Source organism: Nitrosospira multiformis (genome assembly GCF_900103165.1).
GTDB lineage: Bacteria > Pseudomonadota > Gammaproteobacteria > Burkholderiales > Nitrosomonadaceae > Nitrosospira > Nitrosospira multiformis_D.
In genome coordinates, this window is sequence record NZ_FNKY01000001.1 from 2630022 (window position 1) to 2643205 (window position 13184).

Genomic DNA, 13184 nt, shown 5'->3' on the forward strand with positions numbered 1-13184 from the left:
CGCCATGCTGCAGCGATTGGCCCTTCTGTTCCCGCTTTGGATGATTCTCTCCGGAGCAATAGCCCTGTACTGGCCGCACTGGTTGACGGCCCTGAATCAGGGGCCGGTGATGGTATTGCTTCTGGCCTTCATCATGTTGTGCATGGGCCTGACGCTGACCCTCGAGGATTTTCGCAGGATCGCCCGCCTGCCCAAGGCCGTGGCGATCGGTTTTGCGGCACAGTATTCCATCATGCCCTTGCTGGCCTGGGGAGTGGCTCAAGCGCTGAGCCTGCCGCCCCACTTCGCCGTGGGCCTGATCCTTGTGGGTTGTTGTCCGGGTGGCACGGCCTCGAATCTGGTTACCTACATCGCGGGGGCAGACGTGGCGCTTTCGGTAGTCATGACAGTGTGCTCCACACTGGCAGCTGTCATTTTAACGCCCCTGCTGACCCAGTTTTTTGCGGGAACGCTGGTGCCAGTGGATGCCTGGCTGCTGTTCAAGCAAACTCTCCAGGTAGTCATCATCCCTGTTGTACTGGGCGTTGCGCTCAACCGCTGGGCGCCGCGGCTGGTCATGCGCGTGATGCCGGTGGCGCCGCTGCTATCGGTGATGGGTGTGTGTTTCATCTGTGCCGTGGTATTTGCCGCCAATGCGGAGGCCATTCTGAAACATGGCTTTCAATTGATTCTTGCGACCATGCTGTTGCATGGAGGGGGTTTTCTGATCGGGTATAACTTCGCCCGCATCTTTGGCTGTCAGCAACAGAGCGCCCGTACGATTTCCATTGAAGTGGGCATGCAAAATTCCGGTCTCGCCATCGTGTTGGCCAAACAGGCCTTCCCGTTGCTGCCGCTGGCCCCCGTTGTGGGCGCGGTTTCAGCGGTGATGCATTCTTTGCTGGGCAGCCTGCTGGCAGTGTTATGGCGCACGCGATCACCGCGGCCTCACATAGAGTGATCCCGACACTTCCCGTCCTGATTGCCAAAAGCCCGAAACTTCATCATGCTTTCACCAAACCGGTCATTTCAGGCAAGCGAAAACAGGCTTACGGGCCGACCCCATTTATTTGTGGAACTACCTGGGTTGAACCTAAATCCGGCAGTTGACCGCTCATTTAATAGATCAGCGTTTTGATTAATAACAATATTTCGTATTATTTTACGCTCACCTTTTGGGTGAGTCCGCTACAGGGCAGATTGCACAGTTTTTGCGGCGCATGGCAGTGTTGCAACTCCTTGGAATGGAATGACCATTCCGCGTCGTTGCGCCTTGCTCTGCACCCCAAAAATCGCACACTCCGCCCCGTCCAACTGCCGGATTTAGGTTGAAATGACTATCGCGAGCGGACAAACACTCCCATCGCAAGACAAGCCGGGAGAACATTTTTGAACGGAATCCCAATCCTGGGATAGAAAGTACAAAGTAATCTTGTCCGCGTGGCTGCGCATAGCAGCCATTCCAGCTGCCCCATTCACATCATTACGGTTGATGCGAAAGTACAATTCGTTAGCGTTACTGCACATGAATCCATAGCGTGCTTTGCTATCGCGAGCCTCGAAGCCGAATGCGCCGCTGCCTGCTGGCGTTGGGTCTATCGTCATCAACCGTCCAGAGAGCTTCACCGTCCCTTGAGTCAAAAGACTATCGACCAGCCCGGCTTGTTGATTGTGCCGCACCCGGTTCGCAACAATTTGACGTCTCTCGGCCTCTGACAAGGCTTTCGGTTGTTCAGACCCGGGAATCGATGGTGCAGAGGTGTCTCGATGGTTATTTGAGCTTGAGCTGAAACATCCGGATAACGCCACCAGAACAAATCCGATAATGGCTATGAGCATCGACGCACCGCCGCCACTGCCGCCACCGCCACTTCTGGCGACAAATAAGCGAGAACTTTGCCCGCGGGATGTGGGTTCCAAATTGCCATCAGAAGTGGTGATTTGCTCGTCCGCCTGGCCATGATAATCGTTACCGCTATAACCATCGTTCTTTGCTCCGCTTGATTCCGCTTGGGCTTGGGTAAAACACCGTATGTGTACTTCAGTCCCATGTACCTCAGTCCAATTTTCAACACAGCCAAAACCCGTCATATTGCAATCACGGGTATTTATCATTTTTTAATTCCGGTAGCGGATGTCAATCACAATCCTGGGCAATCATGGCACACTATCAAAACGCAAGCTTTCTTATTCAATCCCAGCATATCAAGTTTGATAAAAAGTATCCTCCCGGCACTACCGTGCCGGACGCGGGAATTTACCGATGCACGGGTTGTGGCCATGAGATAGTCATCGCAAACGGGCAGGCGCTTCCCATGCAAAACCAGCACCAGCACGCCTTCGAATTTGGCATGGTATGCTGGGAACTCATTGTTTGCCCCGTGGATTGATGACCGGTAACAATAACCGGCCGCTTGCTTAATCAATATATGATTGCGCCGCCCCATTAGATCCTTCCATTTTGATCCTTCCATTTGCGCTACACCAACCCCTCCGCCCTTTCAAGTCTCCCGCTTGTTTCCGTTAGCGGAATATAGCAACCACAGGAGCACCTTCGGAACTTTTACCCCATTGTTCTTCTCGCACTTACGTATGTGGGGAATCGCACAGAGTTTATTTTTACAGCGTGAGAAACTGTTTAATAGATGCTTGATCCGCATCTTCATGCAATCAAGCTCGTGCTCCACTCGGCCCTCTATGATCGTTTGAGGTGCAAAGCCGGTACCGATTTCAATCATTCCGGCTTATTAAGTTTAAAGGAGCAAATGATGAGAGAAACCAAATTAATAGATATGTCTGGCTTGAGTGGCGATCCAGGAAGTGACGATTTGCTGGACGATTTATTTTTCCGCCTTGAATCGGAAATTCCGAACGCACTCCTCAAAAGTTCGAAACGTATCTATTTACCATCCTGCGTAACAACGGACTGTCTTGCCAAAACCCCGATGAAGCTGGGCGCCAGCAGAATCGGGACGATCATGCGACAATCTGCGATATCCGGACGTATAACACAGTAAACGACAGATTTTCCCCAATCCCGTTACGAAATGGCGCTCTCAGGTTCGTGAAATATTCACAACTCCTTCAGCTTGATGAGTTCAGAAAGGAAGATTTTCCATGAAAATTCAAATCAAAATCAGCGAAATAGCGATAGCTTTCACTTGCATTTTTTCAACCTTGAGTTTCGCTGAAGAAAATCCATCGCTTCCGCCCGTGCAAACGCAAGGTCAAACGCAGTTTATCTCAGGAGGCATAGGCAAGGATGAGTCGGAAGCAATACTGAAAGCAAGGGGTTCCTGGCCATTGATGCTTGAACTGACTCAAGCGGCTGATCCCAGACCCCGATACATCAGCGATGCCCAGATAACCATCAAGGATGAATTGAATAACACCGTTCTGGATACGACCGTTGAAGGCCCTTACCTGCTGGTGAAGCTTCCAGCCGGAAAATATTCCCTGGATGCCACTTATAACGCGACCACTCTTCATCGCAAGCTCAACCTTCAGAAAGGGCCGAGTGAAAAAGTTACTTTAGTCTGGCCTGCCGCCAAAAAAGATTAATGCCGGACTATCCCGATAAAAAACGCTTACGGTTTGGTGGGAACGTGAATATCACTATAAAAACCCGCTCTAATCCGGGACACCAAAGAAGCGCTGCAGGAGCCAGTCCTGCTCAAGCGCGAAAGCAACTCCGTCCTCGCCATTAGTCAGCGTAATCCAGTCAGCAACCGCCTTGACGGTGTCCGGCGCGTGGCCCATCGCCACGCCGAGCCCGGCGTGTCTCAGCATTTCTATATCGTTTTCGGCATCTCCGATAGCCATCATTTCGCTGAGCGTTATGCCATGAAACTGTCCGATTTTTGTCAGGGCCGCCGCCTTGTTTGTCCCTTTTGGCATTATCTCGAGCATATAGTCATGGCTGAAGACCGCGGAGCATCGGGATGCGATTGCGTCACGCATGGCCCGGAGACAAACGATACCCTCAGCATTATGACTCATGATCTGCAGCTTATGAGGCGCCACGTTCAGACCCCGCAGACCGGGAACAACCACCGGTTCCTGCCTTAAAACTCTTGCTTCCTGCCGGTACAAACCCATGGCATCAGGCGTGTACCAGTGATCCATGGTGGACCAGGCAACACTCAACCCATTAGCTAATGCTTCATGAGCCATTTTCTCCGCATGGGCCAGTTCCAGCCGCTGCTGGAGGATAATTTCAACCCGCTTGTTCGAATCGACACGTGCCACCGCACCGCCGGAAAACGCCACCACATAACCCTCGACTCCCAACTCCATGAGGAGCTGCGACAGGGAGCCCACGTGGCGGCCGGAAGCCAATATGACCTGAACCCCTTGTTGCCAGATGTCATGAATGGATTTTTTTACCGCAGGTGAAATGTCATGCGAGGAATCCAGCAATGTTCCATCTACGTCGAGTGCAATAGCTCGCAGCCTTGACACTATTAGCGACCTGCCGTCGTGGCTCCACACCGGCTTATATTGCGGCGGCTTCAGAAAGACCTTCCGCTATGCACTTCCCGCACTTCCGGGTGGACTTCGAATGCGTAACCGGCACACGCAATGTACACAGGCAATACGATATGTGCGGCAAGCGAACAGGCGCCAGCAGCGTTGTAAAGTTTCATCAAAATTCTCCTTGATTGTTCATGATGACTATAGGGCACATGAGATATTTTCCACTGATTCTCCACCATCGTCCACGATCCGGCGACTGCAATGTGATAACTACATACCATTACCCCTATAGGGTATTGACATATACCCTATCCCCGTATACAGTTAACGCCACAGATCTTGGGAAACCGCCTGATATCCAGATAAGTAATGCGGTAATCACCAATAAAAAAAGGGGGTCTGGATATCTACCTGAAGAAGATTCGCGGAAGATCCGCACGGTCGAGAAAGCACCGAACAAATTGGCCGGCATCACTGCTACCGTCCAGCCAGTCTATTAATTCAACTTAACTGAAAGGGGTCACGAATGCAAATAGAAGTCGTAAAAGTCAAGGGTATGAACCGGATAGGTTGCGTTAATGGTTCGAAGAGCACCATGAATCTACTCCGTCCCCTGATTTCCCAAGGAATAAGCGCTGCCAAACCCAGGACATTTCCGGCACGCAACCCCGGATCACTTTTGAAATGGTGCCTGGGTGCGGGAACGTTGGGACTGGCGTGCCATGTTTTCGCGGCGGATCCCGCTCCCGCCGCCAACGCCGCCGGAACGCCAGCGGCTCCGGCTGCGGCACCCGCAACTCCCACGGCAGGCGCCCCATTCGATTGGTCAAAAGCGCCTCCCGTCACCGCGCCGCCGCGCCCCGGTATGTTTTCCATCCCGCCAACCGGCCCGGGATACTATTCACTCTGGGATGTGGTCACCGGCAATGAGCGTCAAGCCCCGCCGGTTGCGCCCAACGCACCCTATGCCCTCATGACCACCCCCGCCTTCGAGATCGATTACCGCTATATGGAGAAGCCGGGGTATGAAAAGGATCTGTTCGATCCCCTTAAGCGCATCCACATGGGGGAGGATTTCCTGCTGTCTTTCGGCGGCAGCTTCTGGTACCGCTACATGCGTGAATCCGATGCCCGCTTGACCAACACCAGCGATAATTACCACATGATGCGCAGCCGCTTCCACGCCGACTTCTGGTATCAGGACAAGGTCCGGATCTTCGCCGAGTTTCTGGATGCCCGCACCTTCGGTCAGGCCTTGACACCCGCCGCCACCGATGTCAATCACACGGATATGCTGAATCTGTTTGCGGATATCAAGCTGGCGAATGTCAAGGAGGGTCCCGTTTATCTGCGCGTCGGCCGCCAGGAATTGCTCTACGGGTCGCAGCGATTGATTTCCACCCTGGACTGGGTGAATACGCGGCGCACCTTCCAGGGCGCCAAGGCCTTCTGGCGCACGCCTACTTTTGATCTGGACGCTTTCTGGGTGCGGCCGATGATTACGCAACAGAGCCACTTCGATAATTGGGATACGAAGCAGGAGTTCTTCGGTTTATGGGGCACCTACAAGCCCATGAAAGGCCAGCTGGTCGATATGTATTTCCTGAGCCTGGATGATAATCGCAACCGGGCGATCGGCAGCAACGGCCTCATGGGCAATTCGAACACGCATACGCTTGGCGGGCGCCTGGCCGGCGACTACAATCAGTTCCTCTATGAGTTGGAGGGCATGTACCAGTTCGGCCAGTACTCGAATCAGGATATCTCGGCCTTCGCGGTCGCCTCCGGCGCCGGCTATCATTTCAAGGGGGCGCCCATGAATCCCCAGTTCTGGCTGCGCTATGACTTTGCCTCCGGCGACAAGAATCCCAATGACGGCGCGCGCAATACCTTCAACCAGCTCTTCCCTTTCGGGAACTATTATCTGGGCTGGATCGACCGCGTGGGCCGCCAGAATATCCATGATTTCAATGCCCAGATCAATCTGCATCCCCAGCCCTGGGCCACCTTTACCGCCCAGTACCACCGCTTCTATCTGGCCAACAAGCAGGACTTTCTGTACAACGCCGCCGGCGCCGCCACCCTGCGCGATGTCACCGGCCAGGCGGGCGGTTACGTCGGCGATGAAATCGACTTCCGTTTCAATATCCACGTCAACCGCCAACAGGATATCCTGGTCGGCTATTCGAAACTCTTTGCCGGCAATTTCCTCAAAGCCACCGCTCCGGGTGTCTCCCCCGATCTCTTCTATGTCCAATACAATATGCGGTTTTGACAGGCATCAGATGTTGATTTCATATACCCTAATGGGGTATTGACATATACCCTGGTATAGTATACAGTGGAATCGAAATTGTGAGAAACCACTCGATAACTCGCTTCAAGGCACGTACTTTCACTTGGGCGCGAAATCTGGTGGATTTCCGGAAGCGGATCAAATTGATGATATCGTCAACGAAAGCGTTAGGGTATACAAAATGGCTGCCAAATCGGCTCATCTGAAAGTCAAAGGTATGCACTGCACCGGTTGCGAGGAAACCATCGAGAATGCGGTGGGTCACTTGCCTGGCATACGGAAAGTCAATGCAGACTATGTCAAGCAAACTGTCGATATTGAGTTCGACAGCAAATCCATAGGGGAAAGCGGCATTCGGCATGCGATCGAAGAAAAAGGTTATGAATTCGAAAGTGCATTCACGGAATCTTCCGGCCACGCGATACGAAATGCACTGATTTTTCTCACCTTCCTGCTGGTGGTGGGTGGCATGACATTCTGGGGCAAGAGCATGATCCCGGGTTTAGTGGGAGAGATGAGTCCTCAACTTGGCTACGCCATGCTGTTCTCTATCGGATTCTTTACCGGGTTTCACTGTATCGGCATGTGCGGCGGTTTTGTGGTGGGTTATGCGGCGGCTATCGAACCACGCACCGCCAGTACCACGGCAATGGCGCATCTGATGTACGCCACCGGTAAAACAGCGTCTTATACGGCTATCGGCGGCAGTTTGGGACTGCTGGGTTCCCTCATGGCCTTCACCCCCGTCATGCGGGGTGCCGTCACACTCGCGGCCAGTCTTTTCGTAATCATCTATGGCCTCAAGATGCTGAATGTGTTCCCCGTATTGCGCAACTTCACCCTGCGTTTGCCCCGGTTTGTCGTGCGAGGCGTATCGAATGAATTGCGTCAGCGGCGCAGCCCCTTATCCATCGGGCTTTTAAATGGCTTAATGCTGGGTTGCGGTCCGCTGCAAGCGATGTACATTATGGCCGCCGGTACCGGTAGCGCCCAGGAAGGCGCCATGATGCTGTTCTTTTTTGGTCTAGGCACCCTGGTGCCGCTTCTAAGTTTCGGGCTGATCGCCAGTTCCGTATCACGCGACATCATCAATCTGCTGGTACGTGCATCCGCCATCATGGTTATCGCCATGGGCCTGATGATGGCGGATCGGGGACTCAAACTGACCGGGTCCGGTTATGACTTCAACTCGCTGTCGGCCCGCTGGCAGCAGGCAACACCCGCGGGTAATCATCTTGAATCAGGTGGCACTACCCGGCAGCGTTAAGTGACGCGACTGCCATGAATGAGACCAGATGGATGGAAAATATCTATGAATACACTCGCACTTAAACAACTCGAACTGCCCATCGAAGGCATGACCTGCACTGCCTGCGCGGCGCGCATCGAAAAGAATCTGAACAAGCTGCCGGGCGTGCGTGCGGTGGTCAACTTCGCCAATGAAAAAGCGCGCGTGGAGTTCGATGACACAGCCACCCTGCCTGAAGAGCTCGTCCGCTCGATCGAAAAAGCGGGGTTTCATGTCGCACCGCAATCGATACAACTGCAAATCAGCGGAATGACATGCGCCGCATGCAGCGGACGTATCGAAAAGGCGCTGAACAAACTGCCCGGCGTTACCGCCACCGTCAATCTGGCCACGGAAATAGCGCACGTCAGCCTGAACCCCGGTGCCGGTGTAACGATGAATGACCTGGTCGCCGCCGTTGCCAAGGCAGGCTATGGCGCCAGAGAAATCAGTGAGGCCAGCCGAGCCGAAGAGAAAGCACGGAAACTTGCCGCGTACCATGCGGAACTTCGCATGTTCTGGATTTCGGCGGCGCTTACCTTGCCGCTGATGCTGCAGATGGGTCCCATGTTCTGGGGCGACCATGCGGAATTCGTACCGCGCTGGCTGCAGCTTCTGCTGGCAACGCCGGTACAGTTCTGGGTAGGCAAGCGCTTCTATATCGCCGCATGGCATGCGTTGCGCGGGGGTGGCGCCAACATGGATGTGCTGGTCGCGCTGGGCACCAGCATGGCATACTTTTTCAGCGCGGTGGTTACGTTGCTGTCACTGAATCAGCATGTCTATTTCGAGGCAAGCGCGGCCATTATCACCCTGGTATTGTTGGGCAAACTGATGGAAGCCCGCGCCAAGGGCAAAACTTCAGCGGCCATTGAAGCACTCATCAAGTTGCAGCCAAAAATCGCCCGGGTGGAGCGCGACGGTGTGGTCGTCGAAGTTGATGCAAACTCGCTCAAGGTTGGCGATATTTTTATCGTGCGCCCCGGCGAGAATCTGCCGGTGGATGGCGTTGTCATCGAAGGCGCTTCCAGTGTGAATGAGGCGATGCTGACCGGCGAAAGCCTGCCAATCACAAAACAGGCAGGGGCCAGGGTTTATGCGGCCACCCTGAACCAGCAGGGGCTGCTCAAATGCCGCGCCACCAGTGTCGGCGCGCATACCCAGCTTGCGGCCATCATTCGTCTGGTGGAAGAAGCACAGGGTTCCAAGGCGCCGATCCAGCGATTGGCCGACGTCATTTCGGGCATATTCGTGCCGGTGGTGGTGATCATCAGTACCCTGACGCTGATCTTTACATGGTGGCTGGCGGGCGAATTCGTTCCGGCGCTCGTCAACGCCGTGGCGGTGCTCGTCATTGCCTGTCCCTGTGCGTTGGGACTGGCCACGCCCACCGCGATCATGGTCGGGGCGGGGCGCGGCGCGCAAGCCGGCGTGCTGGTGAAAAATGCCGCCGCGCTGGAGCAGGCGGAGAAAATTCAGGTGTTGATCGTGGACAAAACCGGCACGCTCACGGAAGGTAAACCGGCGGTTACGGATATTGTTCCGGCACGATCGAGCTCAGAGCACGCGCTGATGCAGGTTGCGGCGACGCTGGAACAAGGCTCGGAACATCCCCTGGCAAAAGCGGTGATGGAACATGCGGTCAGCATGAATATCCGGCCCCAGACAGTAACTGATTTTACCGCTGTCACCGGCAGCGGAATCACGGCCCGCATCGATGGCATTGACTATATCCTCGGTTCACCCAGATTTCTACAGGAGCATGGCGTGCTGGCGAATGACGATTCGATAGCTGTTCTCCAGGGCGAAGGTAAAACCGTCATCGGCGTGGCCGCTTCGCCTAAAGGTACGTTGGGTACTTTGGGTACTTTCGAAGTTCTCGGTTATCTTGCCATTGCCGACCGGTTGCGCAGCACTTCCGTACAAGCGGTAAAACGACTGCAATCAATGGGTGTCGAAGTCATCATGCTGACCGGCGATAATCCCGCCACTGCCGCTGCCATTGCGAAGCAGGTGGGGATTAGCACTTATCGCGCCGAGGTGCTGCCGCAAGACAAAGCCGCCGAAGTGAAAAAGATGAAGATCGGCGGCAAATTCATCGGCATGGTGGGCGACGGCATCAACGATGCCCCGGCACTGGCCGCGGCCGACGTAGGTTTCGCCATCGGCGCGGGTTCCGACGTGGCGATTGAAGCCGCCGACATCACCCTCATGCGTAATGACTTGATGAGCGTGGCTGACGCCATTTCGCTCTCGCGCGCAACGCTGGGAAAAATCCGCCAGAATCTATTCTTTGCCTTCATCTACAACGTACTGGGTATACCCCTGGCGGCGATAGGATTGCTTAATCCCGTAATCGCGGGTGCGGCAATGGCAATGAGTTCGGTATCGGTAGTCAGCAATTCATTGTTGCTGAAACGATGGCGGGCGGGTACGTGAGCGGAACATTCATTCAACTTAACTGAAAGGAGTCATGAAATGCAAACGGAAATCATAAAAATCAAGGGAATGACCTGCATGGGCTGTGTCAACAGCGTGAAGAACGTATTGGAGAAGATACCTGGCGTGAATGGCGCGGATGTTTCTCTTGAACAGAAACAGGCCGTGATCCAGTACGACGCAGCCGCAACCAGCCCTAACCAGTTCAAGGATGCTATCAAGGAGGCCGGTTTTGAAGTCGTCAACTAAAAAATTGTCTCCTGGAAAGGAACCGTGCCATGCGCCGCAGATGGTGGTGCAACCTGACAAGGAAGCCCTGATGAAGCGCCTCAACCGCATCGAGGGTCAGGTGCGCGGCGTCAACAAGATGATAGCGGAAGATCGTTATTGCGTGGATATCCTGAACCAGGTCTCCGCGCTGCAATCCGCGCTCGACGCCGTTGCCATGCTGTTATTGGAGAATCATACCCACGGCTGCATGCAAGGTGCCATCAAGTCGGGTAAAGGCGATGAGGCAATCGATGAACTGATGGCGGTAGTACGAAAATTCGCACGGTAGCAGTGGCGGCAAAGCATGGTATTTCAGGCTGGCTACTTGCTGCTGTCGTGCGTCCGATAAAGACGAACCGGTAGGAAACGTAATGACACGATTTGTCCTGATCGCTTTTTTGTTGTTTGCCGGACCCGCTATCACCGCCAATATTCCCCCGGTTGATGCGCCCGACACGATGGCGGAGCGGGTAAAAGCCTGTATTGCCTGTCATGGTCCGGAGGACAAGGAGGGCCGGGATGCGTATTATCCACGTATCGCGGGCAAGCCTGAAGGCTATCTTTTCAATCAATTGCGCAATTTTCGGGACGGCCGGCGCCATTACCGGCCCATGGGATTGTTGCTGGAAAATTTGCCCGATCAATACCTGCGGGATATGGCCGCCTATTTCGCTTCGCTGAAACAGGCTTTTCCCCCGCCCGAGCCGCTGATCTCCTCGCCCACCGAAATCAAACTGGCTCGAAGACTCGTAACGCTGGGCGATCCCGCACGGAAAATACCCGCCTGCGTTGAATGTCATGGCAAGGACCTGATGGGAACCGCGCCTTTCATCCCCGGCCTGCTGGGTCTGCCACGCGTCTACATTATCGCCCAGTTCGGCAACTGGCAGAATGGCGGCTTGATGCGAGGACAGACACCCGACTGCATGTCGGAAATTGCAAAACAGCTTACTACCGACGAAGCAAGCGCCATTGCAGCGTGGCTAGCCGCGCAGCCGGTCTCCGAAACCGCTTTGAAGCATGAAGGCCCGGTGGCAGCCCTTCCCGACAAACTCGCCAAGCGCTGCGGCAGCATCGTCCTGCAATCCGGGGGATCGCGATGAAACCTGTTGTCATCGCTGCCGCACTTGCCGGGCTCATAGGTCTTGGCCTGTTCCTGGCGCCGATGAATCGGCCACCGGTGAACGAATCACCGGTGTCAAAGACTGAGGACCCCGCAAGCCTACGGGCAAAAGGTGCCTACCTCGCGCAAGCCGGTAATTGCATGGGATGCCATACCGCCCAGGATGGCAGGCCTTACGCGGGGGGGCATGTCCTTGCCACGTCAATCGGAACATTCATCACGCCTAATATCACGCCCGATCCGGAAACCGGTATCGGACAATGGACCGAGCAGGATTTCTGGCGCGCGCTGCATGACGGCAAGGCACGCGACGGCAGCCCCTTATACCCGGCTTTTCCCTACACGGATTACACAAAGGTGACACGCGAGGATGCCGATGCGATCTTCGCCTACCTTCAATCACTTCCCCCCGTCTCGCAACGCAATCCACCGAGCCGGATCAATTTCCCCTTCAATCTGCGCCCGCTCCTGTATGTCTGGCGCGCCCTCTACTTCGAACAAGGCGTTTATAAACCCGAGACCGCAAAGAACGATGAATGGAACCGTGGCGCTTATCTCGTGCAAGGGCTCGGACATTGCAATGCGTGCCACACAACACGAAATCCGCTGGGTGTGAGCCAGGGCAATGTGCTGGGAGGAGGACAACTCATGGGTTCGAACTGGTATGCACCCTCCCTGACGTCTCTCCAGGAGGGCAGCGCTTCGGACTGGCCGCTGGATGATATCGTCCAACTACTCAAGACAGGCCTGTCATCCCGGGCAGTCGCAACAGGGCCGATGGCCGACGTAGTCAGCCAAAGCCTGCAGCATCTGACGCCGGATGATGCTCGCGCCATGGCTACCTACCTCAAGTCACTGCCTGGAAGCGCTCCACATTCCAGGGGAACGGCCCCCGAGCTTACCGATGAGGTGGATAGGCAGCTTCGGCGCGGCGGCGAGATTTACGAGAAATATTGTCAGGATTGCCATGGAAGCTTCGGGCAAGGTGCGCCCGGCATTTATCCGGCGCTGGCAGGCAACCGTGGCGTCACCCTCGCCGCTCCGATTAACGCAATTCGCAGCATACTCAATGGCGGTTATGCACCCGTCACGGAAAGCAGCCCGCGCCCCTACGGCATGCCGCCGTTTGCGCAAATCCTGCCCGATGAAGAGATCGCGCTGGTCTTATCGTATATTCGTAACGCATGGGGCAATCGTGGCAGCCTGGTAACGGCGGTCCAGGTCGACCGGAGCAGGAAGGGTGCGCAGTGAGCCTGAATCGGGTGATTGACCGTTCAAAAGATTGCAACGTCCCTGGGCTGCATTCCTGTCAC

15 protein-coding genes are annotated in these 13184 nt (G+C 55.0%); 11 read left to right on the forward strand and 4 right to left on the reverse strand.

Features of this window, described 5'->3' with window-relative positions; genetic code table 11:
- Positions 1-4 precede the first annotated feature (4 nt).
- Positions 5-940 carry a bile acid:sodium symporter family protein gene (locus BLR00_RS11885; protein ID WP_074632889.1) on the forward strand — a complete coding sequence of 312 codons (936 nt, stop codon included), beginning with the start codon at positions 5-7 and terminating at the stop codon, positions 938-940.
- A 362-nt stretch (positions 941-1302) separates the two neighbouring features.
- Here BLR00_RS11885 and BLR00_RS11890 read toward each other — a convergent pair whose 3' ends face one another.
- Positions 1303-2094, reverse strand: a complete 792-nt coding sequence (locus BLR00_RS11890) for a hypothetical protein (protein WP_074632891.1) — start codon at positions 2092-2094, stop codon at positions 1303-1305.
- Between the two features lie 44 nt (positions 2095-2138).
- On the opposite strand from BLR00_RS11890, the gene BLR00_RS16450 reads away from it, so the two are divergent.
- From BLR00_RS16450 to BLR00_RS11905, 3 genes are all read left to right on the forward strand, one after another.
- Entirely contained in the window at positions 2139-2369 is a 231-nt protein-coding gene (locus BLR00_RS16450) for a hypothetical protein (protein ID WP_074632894.1), read from the forward strand.
- Between the two features lie 255 nt (positions 2370-2624).
- Positions 2625-2996 (forward strand): hypothetical protein, encoded by a 372-nt coding sequence (locus tag BLR00_RS11900; RefSeq protein WP_074632897.1) that lies wholly within the window; start codon positions 2625-2627, stop codon positions 2994-2996.
- Between the two features lie 100 nt (positions 2997-3096).
- Positions 3097-3540: a peptidase associated/transthyretin-like domain-containing protein gene (locus BLR00_RS11905; protein ID WP_074632899.1), complete on the forward strand. Its 444-nt coding sequence runs from the start codon at positions 3097-3099 to the stop codon at positions 3538-3540.
- A 69-nt stretch (positions 3541-3609) separates the two neighbouring features.
- Here the strand turns inward: BLR00_RS11905 and BLR00_RS11910 are convergent, their stop codons facing one another.
- The 3 genes from BLR00_RS11910 to BLR00_RS17065 form a co-directional block, all read right to left on the reverse strand.
- Positions 3610-4440 carry a Cof-type HAD-IIB family hydrolase gene (locus tag BLR00_RS11910; RefSeq protein WP_074632902.1) on the reverse strand — a complete coding sequence of 277 codons (831 nt, stop codon included), beginning with the start codon at positions 4438-4440 and terminating at the stop codon, positions 3610-3612.
- A gap of 50 nt (positions 4441-4490) precedes the next feature.
- Entirely contained in the window at positions 4491-4625 is a 135-nt protein-coding gene (locus tag BLR00_RS17060) for a hypothetical protein (RefSeq protein WP_256324135.1), read from the reverse strand.
- A gap of 331 nt (positions 4626-4956) precedes the next feature.
- The gene (locus BLR00_RS17065) at positions 4957-5331 is read right to left on the reverse strand and encodes a hypothetical protein (RefSeq protein ID WP_256324136.1); all 375 of its coding nucleotides are present in this window, start codon (positions 5329-5331) and stop codon (positions 4957-4959) included.
- Here BLR00_RS17065 and BLR00_RS11915 point away from each other — a divergent pair.
- The 7 genes from BLR00_RS11915 (at position 5321) to BLR00_RS11945 (ending at position 13122) form a co-directional block, all read left to right on the forward strand.
- On the forward strand, positions 5321-6730 hold the full coding sequence (locus BLR00_RS11915; protein ID WP_256324137.1) for an alginate export family protein: 1410 nt from the start codon (positions 5321-5323) through the stop codon (positions 6728-6730). The genes BLR00_RS17065 and BLR00_RS11915 overlap by 11 nt on opposite strands.
- Before the next feature lie 202 nt (positions 6731-6932).
- Positions 6933-8018, forward strand: a complete 1086-nt coding sequence (locus tag BLR00_RS11920; protein ID WP_074634288.1) for an urease accessory protein UreH domain-containing protein — start codon at positions 6933-6935, stop codon at positions 8016-8018.
- 45 nt (positions 8019-8063) lie between these two features.
- Positions 8064-10478, forward strand: coding sequence for a heavy metal translocating P-type ATPase (locus BLR00_RS11925; RefSeq protein WP_074632904.1), 2415 nt, complete (start codon positions 8064-8066; stop codon positions 10476-10478).
- 39 nt (positions 10479-10517) lie between these two features.
- Positions 10518-10727, forward strand: coding sequence for a heavy-metal-associated domain-containing protein (locus BLR00_RS11930; protein WP_074632907.1), 210 nt, complete (start codon positions 10518-10520; stop codon positions 10725-10727).
- Positions 10711-11037: a metal-sensitive transcriptional regulator gene (locus tag BLR00_RS11935; RefSeq protein WP_368086149.1), complete on the forward strand. Its 327-nt coding sequence runs from the start codon at positions 10711-10713 to the stop codon at positions 11035-11037. The genes BLR00_RS11930 and BLR00_RS11935 overlap by 17 nt, the downstream gene beginning before the upstream one ends.
- An 82-nt stretch (positions 11038-11119) precedes the next feature.
- Entirely contained in the window at positions 11120-11851 is a 732-nt protein-coding gene (locus BLR00_RS11940; RefSeq protein WP_074632910.1) for a c-type cytochrome, read from the forward strand.
- Complete coding sequence (locus tag BLR00_RS11945) at positions 11848-13122, forward strand: c-type cytochrome (RefSeq protein WP_074632913.1); 1275 nt, start codon at positions 11848-11850, stop codon at positions 13120-13122. The genes BLR00_RS11940 and BLR00_RS11945 overlap by 4 nt, the downstream gene beginning before the upstream one ends.
- Positions 13123-13184: the final 62 nt, after the last annotated feature.